The sequence below is a fragment of the Acidisoma sp. L85 genome (assembly GCF_009765865.1).
Lineage (GTDB): Bacteria > Pseudomonadota > Alphaproteobacteria > Acetobacterales > Acetobacteraceae > Acidisoma.
On record NZ_LMUQ01000061.1, the window covers coordinates 50,159 to 66,621 of the forward strand.

The window sequence follows — 16,463 nt, forward strand, 5'->3', positions numbered from 1 at the left end:
AGCAGACGCATAGGCGGCGGCGAGCGCGCCGAGCACGCACCCCGTCGCGGTCACGCGCGGCAACCAGGCGCTGCCGCCCGAGACGCGCACCAAAATGATCCGCTCGCCGACCCGCCCCACCACATGATCGATCGGGCCGGAGGCCGAGACGGTAGCGGCATGCACCAGCAGCGCCACCGCGGCGGGCACCGCCGCCGGGGCGTCGATGGCGCTATCGACCCCTCGCCCGCCCGCGCCGAGGCCCGCCAGGCCGATGATCTCCGAGGCATTGCCGCGGATGATCGCAGGTCGGTCGCGCAGCAATTCAACGGCGATCTGGCCGCGCCACGGCAGGCCGCCAGCGCCGATCGGGTCGAGCACCCAGGGCCGCCCGGCGGCGCGCGCCGCGGCGGTGGCGAGCCGCATACCCTCGACCTGCGCCGCCGTCGGCGTACCGAGATTGACCAGCACGGCATCCGCAATGCCGGCGAAGAGGCCGGCCTCCTCCGGGTTGTCGACCATCGCCGGAGCGGCGCCCACCGCGAGCAGCACATTCGCCATGAAATTGGTCGAGACGGCATTCGTCAGGCACTGGACGAGCGGCGCCTTCGCCCGCAGCGCGTGTTGCGCCGCCACGACATCCTCAAGCCCCGGCGCATGATCCAGCGTCATAACCCATCCCTCAAAGCGATCAGCCGACACCTATGACACAGGCGCCGGAGGTCTAGAACCCGATGCGAATGCGAGCGATTCGCATCGTTTCGATCTCGACTTGATCGTTCCGGGCGCGATCGTCAGACTCCAGCGCGATGCGCAACTTCTCCGACCTCTCCGAACGCGAAATCCTGGCCCTGGCCATCGGCAACGAGGAGGAGGATGGCCGCATCTATGCCGATATGGCGGAGAGCCTGCGCACCGACTATCCGAGCACCGCGCATGTCTTCCTGGAGATGGCGCAGGAGGAAAGTGGCCACCGCCATGACCTGCTCACGCTGTATCAGGAGAAATTCGGTGACCATATTCCGCTGATCCGCCGGCAGGACATTCGCGGCTTCATCGCGCGCAAGCCGGTGTGGCAGATCCGGCCACTCTCTGTCGCCATGGCACGGGCTCACATGCAGTCGATGGAGGTCGAGGCCTTCCAATTCTACACCCGTGCCGCCGCACGCAGCCAGGACGCCTCGATCCGCAAGCTGCTCGGCGACCTCGCCTTGGCCGAGACCGCGCATGAGCTGCGCGCCGATGATCTGGTGGAGCGGAACCTTGGCGAGGAGGCGCTGCATAGCGAGGACGAGGCGGCTCGCCGCTCCTGGCTGCTCCGCGTCATCCAGCCGGGTCTGGCCGGGCTCATGGACGGCTCGGTCTCGACCTTGGCGCCGCTTTTCGCGGCCGCCTTCGCGACAGGCAATACGTGGTCGGCCTTCCTGGTCGGGGTTTCCGCGTCACTTGGCGCGGGCATCTCGATGGCCTTCGCAGAGGCGCTTTCAGATAACGGAAGCCTCACCGGCCGTGGGTCGCCGGTGGTTCGCGGCTTGGTCTGCGGGCTGATGACGACGATCGGCGGCCTCGGACACAGCCTGCCCTTCCTCCTGCACGACTTCCACACGGCACTGTTCCTCGCCATCGCCGTGGTGCTGGTGGAACTCGGCGTGATCAGCTGGATCCGCTGGAAATACATGGACACGCCACCGATCTCGGCGACGATTCAGGTAGCGCTCGGCGGTGCGCTGGTCTTCGCGACGGGGGTGTTAATCGGGAACAGCTAGAGGGCCCGGGGCATCAAGTGAGGAGATCAGCGAAGAAACAACGCCAGCAGCAACAACACGCCGGCCTGGCACCAGCACGCGACACGGTACAGCCGGAGCGCGGCGCGGATGTCGGCAGCGGTCAGCGCGGCGCGGCCGTCGCCCATCCAGCCATCCTCCACCAGCGTCTCGCCATAGACGCGTGGCCCGGCGAGGCGGAGGCCGAGAACTCCGGCCATCGCCGCCTCCGGCCAGCCCGCATTCGGCGAACGGTGGTGGCCCGCGTCTCGCCCGATGGCGCGGGCGCCGCTTCGCCAATCCCCGCCCGTGACGAGAGCAGCGAACAGCAAGAGCGCTGCCGAAAGCCGGGATGCCGGCAGGTTCACCACATCGTCGAGCCGCGCCGCCGCCCAGCCGAAGGCGAGGTGACGGGATGTCCGATGGCCGATCATGCTGTCGGCGGTATTGATCGCCTTGTAGGTCGCCATGCCGGGCAGGCCGCAACAAGCGCCCCAAAATACGGGCGCCACCACGCCATCCGAGAAGTTCTCCGCGAGACTCTCGATGGCCGCGCGGCAGATGCCGGCCTCGTCGAGGAAAGCCGGATTACGACCAACGATTTGCGCGACCGCCACGCGCCCGGCATCGACACCCCCACGCTCCAGCCCGCCGGCCACCGCCGCGACATGAGTGTGCAAACTGCGCTGCGCGAGCAGGCTGGAGGCGAACAGCGCCAGCAGCAACAGGCCCAGCCAACGGCCGAGCAGACGCAGCGCCAGCACCTGCAACAGGACCATGGCGAGCACGACGATGAGGAGGATGAGCAGCAAAGCCGCCACGCCGCGAAAGCGCCGCCGCGCATCTGACACTACGGGATCGTTCACGCTGGTATCGAGCCGGGCGATCAGCGCACCGACCCAGGAAACGGGATGGCGGATGCGGCGAAACAGCGTGTCCGGATAGCCCAGCGCCGCCTCGAGCGCGACAGCGCCGAGGGTCAGCGTGAGTGCCGTCGCGGTCACGCGGCGCGCCGCGTCCGCACCGGTGGCGGCGGCCACACCACCACCACCGCACCGAGCACGAGGCAGCCGATGGCGATGCCGACCAGCCGTTGAAATCCCGGCGTGATACTGGTCGCCGGGCCTGGTCCCTGCACAAGAGTCACGATGAAGGCGAAACAGAACTGCGTGCCGACGTAGGAAAGGCCGGAGCGGCCGCCTTGAATATGGACGCCGATACCCACGCCCAAGGCCAGCGTCAGGCCATAGAGTGGCAGGCTGTCGCCGGCGAGAGGCAGCAACAGCAGCGCCAGCAGGCCGCCCATGACGCAGCCGAGCACGCGATAGACCGCACGCTGATAGATCGCGGCTATCCCCTCTTGCTCCACGACGGTCGCCGGCATGATCATGACGATGAAGGAAGTGACCGCCGTCGCGGAAATGTCGGTGATGCTGAAGGCGCGCCAGACCAGGGGCAGCGACCCCACCGCGATGGCCGCCCGGCTCGCATGCGCCAGGATGGCGGCATGGTCACGGCGCCAATTCTCATCGAGCAGGCGGCGCAGCGTGAGACGGCTGCCGGGCGAGGGCAAAGGCTGCGGCGGCGGCGCGCTGGGCTGCCGGAACAGCTCGAACAAACCCGAGACGACGATGCCGCAGAGCGTGCCGATGCCGACCTCCGCAATCCGCGTGCTCGCGAAGTCTATCGTGTCGGCGGGTGACGCGAAGGCCGCGGTCATGACCATTGCCGCGGTGACACCGAACAGCACCCAGGCATAGCTCGCGACGCTGACCGTCGATTGGTAGACGCAGACAAAGGTGACGACGACGAAGGTCACCATGAGCAGCGGGACCGAGGCGGATGTATAGCGGGCGAGGCCGAAGCCGAGTGCAGCGCCCGCCAGGGTGCCGAGCATGCGCTGGCCGCCGCGCGGCGCTGATTCTCCGAAACTGGTACGCATGACGAGAAAGCCGCTTAGCGCGGCCCAGGCATTGTCCTCGAGATGAAAGGCGCAGGAGACGGCGGTCGCCAGCAGAACCGCAAGCACAGCTTTGACCGGTTCGCGCCAGGTGCTGAGATCCGCCGCCAATGCCCGCGTTTCCTGCCAAAGCGCGCTCGGGATCGGACGCAGCGCGTCGAGGGCGGGAGAGGACATGGCCGATTAGAAGAGAATGAAGACGCGGGCGTCGGAGCCCATGAAGCGCTCGTCTTCAGGCGGTGGATTATCGAGGGTGAAGCGCACGGGCAAGCGGCGGGCGAGCCGGATCCAATCGACGGTCGGGGAAACATAGGGCAGCAGGCCGGGATCCTCCTGACTGCGGCGGATACCGGGCGCGACCCCTTGCACGCGCGCCCGGAAAAAATGCCAGGGCTGCGTGTCGAGCCAGACCCAGGCGACGGCGCCGGGATGGAGATGACGCAGCACCGATTCCTTGTAATTCGCGACGACACGCCAGCCATCCGCCGCGATCAGGGCGATCATCGGCGTGCTGGCATCCGCCATATCACCGACACGCAAGGTGAGATGTGCCACTCGCCCGGCGACCGGCGCGACTATTTTCGTTCTTGCGAGGCGCCAGAGCGCGATCAGCCGGTTGGCCTCGGCGGCGCCGAGCGCGATCTCGTGCAGCCGCAGCGTTTGTTGCGCCGCGATCACCGCGGATTGGGCAGCGCGGAGCCGGTCGGTGGTGCGCTGTTCGGTCGTCTGCGCCTCCTGCAGAGCCTGCACGGAAGCGAAGCCCGCATGATTCAGGCTGGTGGCGCGCGTGAGGTCGGATTCCGCGAGGCGCAGCTGTGCCAGGGCGCCGGCTCGCGCGTCGGTGGCACTTTCCAGCAAGGTTTGGTCGATTGGCAGCTGCGAACTTGCCTGCGCGGCGTCCGCCGTGGCGCGGTCGAGTTCATATTTGTAGGGCGTGGGGTCGATGGTGAAGAGCGGCGCTCCGGCGGCGACCAGTTGATTGTCCTGGATATCGACGGAAGCGATCGGCCCGGTCACCTGCGGCGCGATGGAAACGAGGTCGGAGGTGAGGAAGGCGTCATCCGTGAAGGCGAAGACATAGCCCGAGCCGATCCAAAGCAGCAGGATCGCGATCAGGCAGCCGAAGATTGTCAGTATGCGGCGGCGATACGGCGAGGCGCGCGGCGGATCCGGCACTACCGACACCGGGGTCGCTTCGGGGATGGTGGTGACGATGGCCGGTTGTTGCGGGTTGTCAGCCATGTCCCTCGACGGCTCCGTCTGCCGGCCGCAGATTATGGGGCCGGCCGTTCATTGCAACGCCTGGTTGAGCAAAGCGTCGATTTGACCGGGATCTTCCCAGCTTAATGTGACGCCGGCGACATCAACGCGCTCCCGCCAGGCTGGCGGCAAGCGAACGGCGTCCTTCGGCGTGGTGACAAGTCTCAACCCGGACGCCGCCGCGCGTTCGAGCAGGCGGGCTAGATCCCGCTCGGCATAGGCATGGTGATCGGGAAAGGCCTGCGTGGCGCGGAGCGAAACGCCCGATGCCCGGAGGCCGGCGAAGAATTTCTCCGGCCGCCCGATGCCGGCGAAGGCGAGATAGTCAGTGCCGGGCGCGAGATCGCCGAGGTCCTGCACGAGCTTCGCCGCGAATAGCGGAATGCCGGATGGCAGCGCCGCGCGGGCGTCCTTGGCATCCTCGCCGATCAGGACCGCCGCTTGGCAACGCGCGGCCGCTGCGGCGATGGGTTCCCGCAGTGGACCGGCGGGCAGTAGTCGTCCATTGCCGAAGCCGGCGCCTCCATCGATCACCAGCAGGCTGCAGGATTTGAGCAGACCCGAATTCTGCAGTCCGTCATCCATGACGATGGCGCTGGCCCCCGCCGCCACCGCGGCGCGCGCGCCCGCCGCGCGGTCAGCCGCGATCCAGGTAGGCGCGCAAGCGGCGAGCAAAAGCGCCTCGTCCCCGACTTGCGCCGCGTCGTGGCGCTCCAGATCAACCCGCAGCGGTCCTTTCTCTCGCCCGCCATAGCCCCGCAGCAACGCGTGAGGCGTGAGCGCGCGGGACTGGAGGCGCTGCAGCAAATCCAGCGCAACAGTTGTCTTGCCCGAGCCGCCGACGCTCGCATTGCCGCAGCAGAACACCGGCACCGGCGCGCGCCACCCTGGCTTGGCGACGCGCCGGGCGGTCATCCAGCCGGTCACCATGGAGCCCGGGGCGAGCAGCCGTGGCAGACAGCCGTCCCGCGCCCAAAATTCCGGCGCCCTCATGCGAGTTACGCCGCGCGTGGTGTCGCGAGGTCGCGCAGCATCGCCGCGACCTCGGCCGGGATGGTCGAGAAACCGTCCAGGAGTTTCGCGCCGCGCTCGCCGCTGGCGGTGGTGCCCCAGGGGTCGCGCAGCCGCGCATCGACCCACGGCGCGATCTCGTTGGCGTTCGGGATCTCGGTAAGCGCGCCGCCCTCCCGCAGCAGCGCCACGGTCTCGGTGAAGTTGGCGGTGTGGGGTCCGATGCCGACGGCGCGGGCGAGGCGGGCGGGCTCCGCCGGGTTCTGACCGCCATGCGGGATCAGGCTGCCACCGACAAAGGCCACCGGCGCCAGCCGATAGATCAGGCCAAGCTCGCCCACCGTATCGGCCACCCAGACTCCACCGCTCCGGGGAGGCGGCGCACCGAGGGAGCGCTGCGGCGCGCCGCCCGCCAGTTCGGCGATGGCCCCGCCGCGCTCCGGATGGCGCGGCACGATGATGGTGAGAATGCCGGGATGCGTCGCGGCGAGGCTCTGATGCGCGGCGAGCACCATCTCGTCCTCGCCACGATGAAGGCTTGCGGCGATCCAGACCGGCCCGCCGATCAAGGTGGAGAGGTGGGACAGTTCCGCCTGATCCACCGGCAAGGGTGGCGCCGCGAGCTTGAGGTTGCCCGGCGGCAAGATCCGCGCATCCGAGGGGGCGATTGAGGCGAAACGCTCGGCATCGCCCGCGCTTTGCGGATGAATGAGCGCGAAGCCGCTGAGCAGTGCCCGCGCGGTTGCCGGCACCATGCGCCAGCGCGACAGGCTGCGCGCCGAAAGCCGCGCGTTGATGAGCATCAGCGGGATGCCGCGACGCCGCGACGCGATGAGGAGATTCGGCCAGATCTCACTTTCGACAAAGCCCGCGGCATTCGGCCGCCAATGGTCGAGGAAACGACTTGCCCAGGCGGGCACGTCCAGCGGCACGAAACGGTGGATGACGCGCTCTGCCAGCCCCATCAGCGGCAGCCTTTGAGCCAGCAGCCGGGCCGCCGTGACGGTGCCCGTGGTGACCAGGAAAGTGCCAGGATCCCGCGCCAGTACCGCCAGCACCGGCAGGATCGAGGCGGTCTCGCCCAGGCTCGCGGCATGCAGCCAGAACAGCAGGCCGTCCGGGCGCGGCAGGCTCTCGATGCCCTCGCGCTCAGGCAGGCGGCCAGCGATCTCCTTACCGACGGCGAGGCGGCGGCGAAGCATGATACGCAGGGCCGGCGCGGCGATCCGGCCGAGGCCCGACCAGGCGCCGAGAGTAAGGCTCATAGGCGGGCCCGATCAGACATTGCAGAGGCGATCGCTCTGGCGGGAGACCGCGTCGATCGCCGCCGCGATCATCGGCACGAATTCGGCCCAACCCTGGCGCGGAACGAGGATCGCGGGACCACAGACAATGGCGCCGCGCCCGAAGGGAAACGGCACGACCATGCTGTCCCAGCTCGGCAGCCGGAAATGCCAGCGGCATTGGGCGGCGGCGGGAACCACCGGCACGCCCGTCGCCGCCGCGACCTGCGCCACGCCAAAGGCCGCGACCTTCGCCGGTCCGCGCGGGCCATCCGGGGTGATCGCAACGTTATGCCCTTCCCTCAGTAACAGCAGCATCCGCCGAAGGCTCTCCCGCCCGCCTGAGGATGAGGAGCCGATGACTGTATCGAGGCCGAAACGGCCAACGACCCGGCCGATAAAACGCCCGTCATTGTGGCGGCTGACAAGGACATGCGTACGCATCCTGATCCCCTCCTGCTGCGAGCGAAGGGCGAGGCGCGGCATCATGGGTAGCCGCTCGTGCCAGAAGGTGAGGATGCAGGGGTGACGGTTTTGGAAAACAGGTTCGAGGTGCTCCAGGCCCTCGAACTGCCACTGCGTGGTGCGCAAAACGAAGGCGAGATAGTTCCCAAGCGCCAGGGCGAAGAACCCCTTCAGCCAGGGGTGCCGCACGATGACCTTGAACGCCTTAGGGGTGCGGAACTTCGTGTTGCGGCTTTTCGCCATGGCGCGGCCGGTAGCATGGCGGGTCCCCGGCGGCAAACGACTGATCTCCCAATTCCTTTGCCACGGGTCATTTCATATCGATGTTGCATCCTTATGCCGCCCGCGAGATGGTGAGGCATGACGGCGAACCGGCGCTTCCTGTCCATACTCACGCTTGGGGCGGTAGTGCTGTCGCTCGCGGCGGTTTGCCGCGGACCGGAATATGACGAGGGCTACACGGCATTCGTGACGGGACGCGAGGCCCGGCCTGATTGGCCGCGGACGCCGTTCCGCGTGGCCGAGATGCGCGCCGCATTCCTCCCCGCACCCACACCGGCGGCAATCCTCGAAATGCTGCGGCAGACCGATGTGCATCCGCCGCTTTATTTCTGGCTTGCCTGGGGATGGCGTCGCTGCTTTGGCCCCGATTTGCGCGTCACGCGAATGCTCTCGGTGCTGCTCAGCCTCGGCGCGCTGGCGCTGGTGGGTGCGACCGCCCGGGTCACAGGATTGCCGCCGGGGTTGCCCATGCTGCTCACACTGGGGTGCTACGGCTTCGTGGGGAGTGGTGTCGTTGCGCGGGGCTTTGCCCTTGCGCAGTGCCTGTCGGTGGCGGGGCTGCTGCTGGCTTTGCTGGCGCGGCGGAAGGACCGTCCGGCGCTGGCCCTTGCGAGTGGCGCATCGCTGGGGGCGGCCTCATTCACCAACTATCTCGCGGGTTTTCCGGCTGCCGCCGCCTTGCTTTGGAGTCTTTCCCGCCGTCCGCGTGGCTTGCTGCAAAGCGCGGCGATGTTTGGCGGATTGGCGCCCTTCCTCGCGTCCGATTTTTATGTCTTCGTCGCTCAGCGCGGCAGCCGCATCGGCCAATTCGAGCCTTTTGCCTGGGCTCGGCTGCCGGCTGCCTTCGGCCGCGCCATCGGTGGGGCTCTGCTCGGCGGGCTGCCGCTTTATATCGGCGGCGTGTATCGGGTTACGGCCACCGGGTTGCTGGCGTTGCTTTTGGGCACGATGCTTGCCATGCCGGTGCTGCGGTGGCGCCGTGTCGAACCGCACGACGCGCGCGACCTTTGGGGGATGGCCGCGCTTGCCGCGCCTTTGGGCCTTGTCGCGATGGGCTGGGCGGCCGGATCCATGCCGGTCGAGATCCGTTATCTCACCTTCGCGCTGCCGCCTTTCGCGCTCATGCTGGCGGCCGCGCTGCGCGAAGTGGCCGTCGCTCGGGTGTTGTGCCGCGCGGTTCTGGCGGCGCAGGCGCTCAGCGTCGCTGGTTTGATCGTGCGGCCCGAAACGATGCAGCCAGAGGGGACTGCGGCGCTTGCCGCCGTGCGTGCCGCCGGACCGAATGGCCTGGTTCTCCTCCCGCGGGGCAATGATGGCGTCGGTCTTGTCGCGGCCTTCGCCACCGCCGCACCCAACGGGCTTCGCATCGCGCTGCTCGAACCGGGCACGGCAATAGCCGTGTTGCGTCGCGCAGCGCTATCGGGAGGACGTGTCGTCGTCGTGCTTCTCGCGGTCGATCGAGACAGCCGGTCCGTGAGCGGCGCAATCAGAGCGGCGACGGCCGCCGAGTGCAGGCATCCGGCGGGACCGTCGGGCGCCGAGTTGCTGATAGTCTCCCCTGGACTGACCTGCTTTTCGCACCTCTAAATCAAGGCATGGTCGACGCGCGCCGATATAAAGCTTCGTTTATGTCTACAGGCAGGGCACGGTAACGGCGGAAACAGCCCCTTGCCTGTGTAAGTTTACCTCTGGCCAGCTATCAACGCCTCCGCCGGCCGCACCACCTACATTCCTTGCAACCAGCGATAGGTTATCCACGCTGGGAGCCAGAACGGAGCGGTCAAGAGCGCGACCACTGTGAGTATAACCCGATAAGCGTCGCACCCCTGGTCGTCCGTTAGAGCTGGCTTGGGCGCCCCCAGCGCGGCTGCAGACGATGAGCGACGGTCGATTTTCGTGTCCACACGTATGGTCCCGTAACGAGCCAGTAAGTCGGTCGCTGCTGAGGCTGTGCCGCGCTCTCGCCACGGTGCGCGCAGTCTGGGGCAACCGCATTAATGTGGCGTTACCGGTGAACGCGCAGCAGTAACCGCGTCAGCCTCGTGGCCGCCTTCGCCACAGCAGCGCCGCACGGGCGGCGAGTGGCGCTGATGGATCCGAAGACTGGGGCCAGGGGGCCGAGTGGTCACTCGAGGACAAGCGACAAGCCCGTCATCCCAGGCTAGGAAGCTTGCCGCTCCAGGCTGTCATAGCCCTTGATGCGGTAGATCAGCATTGAGACAATCCAACCGGCGAAGAAAACGCCGATGATGGCGAAACCCAGATTGCTGAAGTTGCCGTTGAGCCTTTCGACGGCCCGCCAGATCGGGCCCCTCAGCTCGAATTGGCCGGCTAGCAGTCCGAGCACCTCGATGCCGCCGATCAGTACCGCCACCGCGATCGAAACCAGCGTGATGGTGAGGTTGTAGTAGAGTTTCCGGATCGGCTTGACGAAGGCCCATTCATAAGCACCCAGCATCAGCACCCCGTCCGTGCTGTCGACAAGGCACATCCCCGCGGCGAACAGCGCGGGGAAGACCAGGACAGACCATAAGGAGAGGCCTTTCGCCACCTCATGGGCGGAGATACCGAGGAGGCTCACCTCTGTCGCGGTGTCGAAGCCGAGGCCGAAGAGGAGGCCGATGGGCAGCATGTGCCAGCTTGACGTCACCAAGCTGAAAGCCGGGCGGAACAGGCGGGCAAGCAGCCCGCGTTTGTTAAGCAGGAGGTCGAAATCCTCGTCCACGTAGCGCCCGCCATGGCGGACGTGCCGGAAGGTTCGCCAGACGCCTTGCAGAATCACGATATTCATCGCCGCGATCAGGAACAGGAATAGCGCGGAGACGCCGGTCGAGAGAAAGCCGCCGACACTCTTCCAAGCTGCGAACCTTCCCTCGAGTGCTGCCGCCGTGGCGGCGACCGCCGCGGCCACCACCACCACGACCGTCGAATGGCCGAGTGCGAAGAACAGCCCGACCGAGACCGGACGTTTCCCCTCCTGCATGAGCTTGCGAGTCACATTGTCGATCGCGGCGATGTGGTCGGCATCGACCGCATGGCGGAGTCCGAAGCCATAGGCCAGCAGGCCGGTCGTCAGCAGAAAGGGCTGGCCGTGGAAGGCGGCGAAAGCCCAGATCCAGGCGCCAATGTTGACGACGCCAAGCAAGCCGAAGAGGCCCGCGACGCGTCGGCGGAGATTCCCGGTGGCGGGACGATAGGCAATGAAGGCAGACACCGAGATCCTCTCGACACATCAACCGTCCGCGCGGTCAGGCCTGACCACCGGGCCACCTTATGCCGAGGACCAGGGCCGTCTCATTCAGGCGCCCGCGGGAACCATATCGGCCAGCCTAGGGGGGAGTTCACGCGTCACGCAAGGCTCGACCGCCGGGAGGCGGCCCCATGCTGTGCCCCACGCATAGTGCGATGAGGAAATATGCAAGCATGACCCACCGCGCTAACCCCGCGGTAACGCACACATCCTATAAGAGCGGGACTGCCCAAGACGGCCGATATGAGAAGGCCGAGCGGGCTAAAATCCGGCGGTTGAAGGATGACGTTACTACAACCTAACGATTTGCGTGGCGCTCCTTTGGAGAAGGACCAGATCGCTCGCGACGACTGCAGTTATATCCTACCCCGAAACGATGACCATCCTTTAGCCTATGTTGGAATGCAGCGATTGTTCAGAGCTACCCCTTTCTCTCGTGTGCGGGTCGACGAATTCGTTAACGATACATGGCGATTACATTGACACGCCGTAACCATTAGTGGCTCGCGTCAATTTCGTAATGATTATTCGCGCGAAAGTTTATGTTTTGGGCAACCGAGAATGAATCTCGCTCTCTCTTAGGGAGATGGCCAAGCGAGTCGAGATTACGTCTTCACCCTTTCCTCACCGAACGGTCAGGGCGCTGATATCTTTTGAGCTCCTTCAACGCCCCGGACTACGCCGTCGCTGCACTTGATAAGTAACTGGAGACGTGGACTTACTACCGTCACTGCTCAGCAGCTTAGTCGAATAATGACTATTTGCGTTCAGACTTACGATTCCCACTCTCCATGACCGAATCGCCTCCCCTCTTTGGGAGCAACACCGCCAGGTACGATACCCGAGCCTATGTTTTCCTCCCCAAACGACTAAGACCTTCATGACTATACAATGCCTTCCAAACTCAGCACTACTCCGTTGCGTCAATGACGAGTGAATAACCTTGTTGCTCACAGAGAGTAATGTCAATTAACTCCCGGTAATAATCACTAAACGGACTTACTTAAGTAATGATTATGCGCAGCTCGCTTCTAGAGTTGCCGCAAGCGTTTATCTACGCCGGGAAGCATTTCGCTTATCCCACTTATGTGTGGCGGTCATATACTATGGCTCAATTCAGTACTATTGGTGCCAAATGGGCAGCGGGAGAAACCGTTACCTGGAGCTTCGCCGATCAGGCCGAAGATGGGATCAACTTTTCTTCAAACATAACCGACGGCGCCCAGCAGGCGGCGATTGAAGCCGCTTTTAACGAATGGTCGAGCGTCACTGGTATTAAGTTTCAGGAGGAAGCACCAGGCCAAACCTCCGATATCTACTTGGGCTATGCCGACAACAACAGCGCGAGTGGCCTGCTGGGGATCACTAGCCTGGCATGGGACGCGAACGGCATCATCAACGACGGCTCGGTCGTCATCCGCCTCGAAGACCCGAACGAGATGCCGCTCGCCAGCGTGAACGGCGCGCTGCTTTACGAGCGTCCCAGCGGAAACAGTGACACGGACACAACGCTCAACCAACTTGCTCTTCATGAGATCGGCCATGCGCTCGGCTTTGGCGTTTCGAGCGACCCCAACTCTATCGAGAACGTTTTCCTGACCTCGGCCAATCGTGGTTTGAACCAGACCGACATCGATGGCGCGCGATTTCTCTACCCTGCAACCGCCACCGCAGCCAACGCTGTGGCGGCGGCTGCTTCGTCGACTCCGGCCAAGGTCGTCCCGCAGCTGACAAGCTTCACGGTTTCCAACCAAAGCGGGACCTCTATCGTCGCCGGGGACACCCCGACCGTCGGGCTGAGCTATGTGAAGTCGCAGTTCATCGACGGTGGCGCTCTGACGGGCGAGGCCGTGACGGCGAATGGCAATAACGTCTATATTCAGACAGGCGCTGGATCGGACGCCATCAAGGTTCAGGGCGGCCAGAACTTTATCGATGCGGGCGCCGGCTCGAACTTGGTCGATGCGGGGACCGGCGTTTCGCAAATCTCCATGAACACAGGCGGCGTCAATGTATGGGACGCGATCCAGAACCTCGGCGTCGGTGATCTCGTGGCTCTGTTCATGCCGAACACGCTCAGCGCGACGCCGAGTTGGGGTGGCGTGATGGGCATGGGTGGTTTGGCCGGAGAGACCCTCGCGATCAAAACGGATACCGGCATCAGCGCCATCACCTTCAGCGGCGCCCCATCCTCTGCCGGCTACCAGGTCGGTGTCGTCAATCTCGGAGGCGAGCCCGTGGTGCTGGTCGATCGTGTCGCTTAGGGCAACCCACCATCAATGAGGTGATCGCCGCGACGGTGCGGCGTTCGTCTCGCGGATTACTTCGTCCAGCGCAGAACCAGCGGGTCCAGACGCCGCGCGGTATCCAGAAGCCCGGCCCTCGTCTCGGGGCTCATTGACGGGATTGGATGGCGCGGCGCGTCGCAGGCGATCACGCCGCCCTCTTTCATCAGCGCCTTGCAGGCCAGCAAGCCGCATTGGCGGTTCTCGTAATTGATCAGCGGCAGCCACCGGCCGTAGCGCTCCACCGCCGCTTCCCGGTTGCCGGCCAGATAATCATGAACGATGGGCTTCAGCCCGTCCGGATAGGCGCCCGCCGTCATGGCGCCGGTCGCCCCCGCATCGAGGTCGGCCAGCAGGGTGATGGCTTCCTCGCCGTCCCAGGGTCCCTCGATCGCGTCGCCGCCCAGCCTGATGATCTCCCGCAGCTTCTGCGCGGCATTCGCCACCTCGATCTTGAAGTAGGAGACCTGCGCGATCTCCTTCGCCATGCGCGCAAGGAAAGGCGCGGAAAGCGGCGTTCCGGCGGCGGGCGCATCCTGGATCATGATCGGAATGGTGATCGCGTCCGAGACCTTCTGGAAAAAGGCGAAGATCCCAGCCTCCGGCACGCGGAAGGTCGCGCCGTGGTAAGGCGGCATGATCATCACCATCACCGCACCCTGATCCTGCGCGCGCCGGCTACGCTCGGCGCAGATGCGGGAGCTGTAATGCGTCGTGGTGACGATCACCGGCACCCGCCCGCCAACATGCTTGAGAATGCGGCTGGTGAGCAGTTCGCGCTCTTCATCGGACAACACGAATTGCTCGGAGAAATTCGCGAGGATGCAAAGCCCGTCCGACCCGGCGTCGATCATGAAATCGATGCAGCGCATCTGGCTCGCCAGGTCGAGCGCCCCTTGCTCGTCGAAAGTCGTTGGGACAACGGGAAAGATGCCGGTGTAGCGGCGCTTCAACTCAGCCATGGATCTCGCTCCTCGGACGGGCCGCTACATTGGCACGACCGACCGCCAGCCCGCGAGGGCAAGACAGGCGACCGAGACAGGGCGGCTCTTTTACAGCGGGTGCATGCTGCACGGCGGCCGCCCGCAAGGCAACCGCGGCTATGGCGCTGAACGCTAGCGAATGGCCGGCAATGAAGCGCGAGGCCAATCCCGCCGAGGAAGTCTTTGCATCGCGGCCGTTGACCTTACCTGGCATCCGGGCGACCAATCATCCGCTTAGTCCAGTTTCCGGAGTCCCTCATCATGCGTCAGTCTTCTTTGACAGCCGCCGGCATGCTTGGTTTCCTCGCGCTCGCCGCACCGGCGATGGCGCAGGAATCCTACCTCCCCAAGGGTCTCAGCCGAGTCGATCTGAAAATGGTGCAGGAGGCGGCGGGAAATCTGGCGCCCGAGGGGCCCCGCGAGGGCAGTTGGTCAAACCCCAAGAACGGCCATAGCGGAACGGTGACGTATGTGAAGTCGACGAAGGAGAAGGGCATGAACTGCCGGCTCTTCCGCTACACTTTCGTCACCGGACACACCACCGACCGCACGCCGTATCACCTCAACTGGTGCCGGACGACCCAGGGCAACTGGGCCATCGTGAACTAACGGATACTGCGGTTTCGCCTCACGCTTCGGGCAGGCGCATCCATCCGGGAATCTCGGCCTCCAGCCGCGCCTCGCCAACGCCGAGCATCCCGCCGGTCCGCAACGCTTCGAGCCGCAGCACGGCCATGCCGCGATCGCCCTGACCCGAGCGCAAAGTTCCGACCTCCAACCCGTCCCGCATCACGGGCGTTCCGCGTGGCGGAAGCGTGCCTTCGATGCGAACCGGCACGAGGCGGCGCTTGAGCAAGCCGCGATAGCGGGTGCGAGCCGTCAGCTCCTGGCCCATGTAGCAGCCTTTGGTCCAGGATATGCCATTCAACTCGTCGAAGCCGGCCTCCAGCAATACAGTCTTCTCGCTCTCTAGGTCGCGGGAACCGTCCGGAAGGCCGAGCGTGAGGCGGTAATGGTCCCATTCCTCCGCATCGGCATTGGTCGGCAGCGGCGTCTCGGCGAGGATGCGCCAGCCGGCCTCGGGCAGGCGCGGATCGGGGGCGAGGGCACGAATGTTTGGCGACGCATCAGGCGCGGCACCCCAAGCGACCTGAACCGCGAGCGGCAGGGCAGTCACGGAGACCTTGGCGCGGAGGCGGTAACGCAGCAGGCGAGCGGCGATCATGTCGCGCTGGGCTGATTCCACATCAAGCAACAGGCGATCGCCCGCCGCCAGGACAAAGAAATCGGCAAGCCATTTGCCTTGAGGTGTGAGCAGCGCCGACCACAATGCCCGCCCCGGCGCCGCCAGCGCGATATCCTGCGAGACAAGCCCCTGAAGGAAGGCGACGCGATCCTCCCCGGTTACTTCGAGAACCGCGCGATCGCTCAAGGTCGCGAGCTTCATCATAGCTTCTTTTCCCATCCGCGCGCCGCCTGCTGCCAATAGCTTAGCGTGTGGCCAGCGGCCTTGGCTGCCGCCCAACGCTGGCGGGCCGCGGCGACCGCGGTCTCGTCATTGCCGTCGAAGAGATCGAAGACTCGGTCGTATTCCGCAAGCCGGTCGCTCGACATGCCATCGATGAGGAAAAGGAAGCGCGCCTCATTCGGCGCCTCATCCGCCTCGGTCAGCCAGATCGGCTGGCGCGTCGGCTTACCGGTCGCGGCGCTGCCATGCGGCAGCCAATCCGGATCCGGACAGAGCCAGAGCGCGGAGTCGAGCGCCGCCAGCCGCTCCGCGCTGCCGCAACGGATGACGGCGCGCTGCTTCGCGGCAAGGGTGCGGCCGAGCAACGGCGGCAACGCCTGGTCGGTAGTGGTACGCGTGAGGTGGTAGAAGCCGATCTCCGCCATAAGCGTTGTTTAGCTGCGATCGGGGTTTGTCTGAAGCGTCACGGCAAAC

General features: G+C 65.6%; 15 protein-coding genes. 4 read left to right on the forward strand and 11 right to left on the reverse strand.

Annotation, left to right across the window (positions count from 1 at the left end):
• Nucleotides 1-651, reverse strand: a 651-nt coding sequence (locus GSQ83_RS18690; protein ID WP_158804405.1) for a hydroxyethylthiazole kinase, incomplete at its 3' end; no start/stop codon positions are given.
• A 137-nt stretch (nt 652-788) separates the two neighbouring features.
• Between GSQ83_RS18690 and mbfA the strand changes: the two genes are divergently transcribed.
• Nucleotides 789-1,745, forward strand: a complete 957-nt coding sequence (gene mbfA, locus GSQ83_RS18695; RefSeq protein ID WP_158804406.1) for an iron exporter MbfA — start codon at nt 789-791, stop codon at nt 1,743-1,745.
• A 26-nt stretch (nt 1,746-1,771) separates the two neighbouring features.
• Here the strand turns inward: mbfA and cbiB are convergent, their stop codons facing one another.
• Genes cbiB through GSQ83_RS18725 form a run of 6 tightly spaced genes read right to left on the reverse strand, consistent with a single transcriptional unit; the run spans nt 1,772 to nt 8,000 of the window.
• A complete protein-coding gene (gene cbiB, locus GSQ83_RS18700) occupies nt 1,772-2,782 on the reverse strand; it encodes an adenosylcobinamide-phosphate synthase CbiB (protein ID WP_371418041.1) in 1,011 nt (336 codons plus the stop codon).
• Nucleotides 2,743-3,879, reverse strand: coding sequence for an FUSC family protein (locus tag GSQ83_RS18705; protein WP_158804407.1), 1,137 nt, complete (start codon nt 3,877-3,879; stop codon nt 2,743-2,745). The genes cbiB and GSQ83_RS18705 overlap by 40 nt, the downstream gene beginning before the upstream one ends.
• A gap of 6 nt (nt 3,880-3,885) precedes the next feature.
• Entirely contained in the window at nt 3,886-4,944 is a 1,059-nt protein-coding gene (locus GSQ83_RS18710) for an HlyD family secretion protein (RefSeq protein WP_158804408.1), read from the reverse strand.
• A gap of 48 nt (nt 4,945-4,992) precedes the next feature.
• Nucleotides 4,993-5,955, reverse strand: a complete 963-nt coding sequence (gene lpxK / locus GSQ83_RS18715) for a tetraacyldisaccharide 4'-kinase (RefSeq protein ID WP_158804409.1) — start codon at nt 5,953-5,955, stop codon at nt 4,993-4,995.
• A 5-nt stretch (nt 5,956-5,960) separates the two neighbouring features.
• Nucleotides 5,961-7,238: a 3-deoxy-D-manno-octulosonic acid transferase gene (locus GSQ83_RS18720; RefSeq protein WP_158804410.1), complete on the reverse strand. Its 1,278-nt coding sequence runs from the start codon at nt 7,236-7,238 to the stop codon at nt 5,961-5,963.
• A gap of 12 nt (nt 7,239-7,250) precedes the next feature.
• A complete protein-coding gene (locus GSQ83_RS18725; RefSeq protein ID WP_158804411.1) occupies nt 7,251-8,000 on the reverse strand; it encodes a lysophospholipid acyltransferase family protein in 750 nt (249 codons plus the stop codon).
• Between the two features lie 81 nt (nt 8,001-8,081).
• Here GSQ83_RS18725 and GSQ83_RS18730 point away from each other — a divergent pair, with 81 nt between their 5' ends.
• The gene (locus GSQ83_RS18730) at nt 8,082-9,590 is read left to right on the forward strand and encodes a glycosyltransferase family 39 protein (protein WP_158804412.1); all 1,509 of its coding nucleotides are present in this window, start codon (nt 8,082-8,084) and stop codon (nt 9,588-9,590) included.
• A 574-nt stretch (nt 9,591-10,164) separates the two neighbouring features.
• On the opposite strand, the gene GSQ83_RS18735 is transcribed toward GSQ83_RS18730, so the two are convergent.
• On the reverse strand, nt 10,165-11,217 hold the full coding sequence (locus GSQ83_RS18735) for a HoxN/HupN/NixA family nickel/cobalt transporter (protein ID WP_158804413.1): 1,053 nt from the start codon (nt 11,215-11,217) through the stop codon (nt 10,165-10,167).
• Nucleotides 11,218-12,359: 1,142 nt separating this feature from the next.
• Here GSQ83_RS18735 and GSQ83_RS18740 point away from each other — a divergent pair.
• Nucleotides 12,360-13,517 carry a matrixin family metalloprotease gene (locus GSQ83_RS18740; RefSeq protein ID WP_158804414.1) on the forward strand — a complete coding sequence of 386 codons (1,158 nt, stop codon included), beginning with the start codon at nt 12,360-12,362 and terminating at the stop codon, nt 13,515-13,517.
• Nucleotides 13,518-13,573: 56 nt separating this feature from the next.
• Here the strand turns inward: GSQ83_RS18740 and GSQ83_RS18745 are convergent, their stop codons facing one another.
• Nucleotides 13,574-14,500, reverse strand: a complete 927-nt coding sequence (locus tag GSQ83_RS18745; protein ID WP_174246690.1) for a dihydrodipicolinate synthase family protein — start codon at nt 14,498-14,500, stop codon at nt 13,574-13,576.
• A 282-nt stretch (nt 14,501-14,782) separates the two neighbouring features.
• On the opposite strand from GSQ83_RS18745, the gene GSQ83_RS18750 reads away from it, so the two are divergent.
• Entirely contained in the window at nt 14,783-15,130 is a 348-nt protein-coding gene (locus GSQ83_RS18750; RefSeq protein WP_158804415.1) for an RT0821/Lpp0805 family surface protein, read from the forward strand.
• Nucleotides 15,131-15,149: 19 nt separating this feature from the next.
• Here GSQ83_RS18750 and GSQ83_RS18755 read toward each other — a convergent pair whose 3' ends face one another.
• Both GSQ83_RS18755 and GSQ83_RS18760 read right to left on the reverse strand, forming a co-directional pair.
• Nucleotides 15,150-15,986: a folate-binding protein YgfZ gene (locus tag GSQ83_RS18755; protein ID WP_254065783.1), complete on the reverse strand. Its 837-nt coding sequence runs from the start codon at nt 15,984-15,986 to the stop codon at nt 15,150-15,152.
• Nucleotides 15,968-16,414 carry a DNA polymerase III subunit chi gene (locus GSQ83_RS18760; RefSeq protein ID WP_158804416.1) on the reverse strand — a complete coding sequence of 149 codons (447 nt, stop codon included), beginning with the start codon at nt 16,412-16,414 and terminating at the stop codon, nt 15,968-15,970. The genes GSQ83_RS18755 and GSQ83_RS18760 overlap by 19 nt, the downstream gene beginning before the upstream one ends.
• Nucleotides 16,415-16,463 lie beyond the last annotated feature (49 nt).

Excerpts from the sequence above, each read along its gene's own strand:
- GSQ83_RS18755 (WP_254065783.1), bottom strand. The coding sequence starts at position 15,986 with ATGGGAAAAGAAGCTATGATGAAGCTCGCGACCTTGAGCGATCGCGCG.
- GSQ83_RS18705 (WP_158804407.1), bottom strand. The coding sequence starts at position 3,879 with ATGTCCTCTCCCGCCCTCGACGCGCTGCGTCCGATCCCGAGCGCGCTT.
- GSQ83_RS18720 (WP_158804410.1), bottom strand. The coding sequence starts at position 7,238 with ATGAGCCTTACTCTCGGCGCCTGGTCGGGCCTCGGCCGGATCGCCGCG.
- GSQ83_RS18750 (WP_158804415.1), top strand. The coding sequence starts at position 14,783 with ATGCGTCAGTCTTCTTTGACAGCCGCCGGCATGCTTGGTTTCCTCGCG.
- GSQ83_RS18710 (WP_158804408.1), bottom strand. The coding sequence starts at position 4,944 with ATGGCTGACAACCCGCAACAACCGGCCATCGTCACCACCATCCCCGAA.
- GSQ83_RS18740 (WP_158804414.1), top strand. The coding sequence starts at position 12,360 with ATGGCTCAATTCAGTACTATTGGTGCCAAATGGGCAGCGGGAGAAACC.
- GSQ83_RS18730 (WP_158804412.1), top strand. The coding sequence starts at position 8,082 with ATGACGGCGAACCGGCGCTTCCTGTCCATACTCACGCTTGGGGCGGTA.
- lpxK (WP_158804409.1), bottom strand. The coding sequence starts at position 5,955 with ATGAGGGCGCCGGAATTTTGGGCGCGGGACGGCTGTCTGCCACGGCTG.
- GSQ83_RS18745 (WP_174246690.1), bottom strand. The coding sequence starts at position 14,500 with ATGGCTGAGTTGAAGCGCCGCTACACCGGCATCTTTCCCGTTGTCCCA.
- mbfA (WP_158804406.1), top strand. The coding sequence starts at position 789 with ATGCGCAACTTCTCCGACCTCTCCGAACGCGAAATCCTGGCCCTGGCC.
- GSQ83_RS18760 (WP_158804416.1), bottom strand. The coding sequence starts at position 16,414 with ATGGCGGAGATCGGCTTCTACCACCTCACGCGTACCACTACCGACCAG.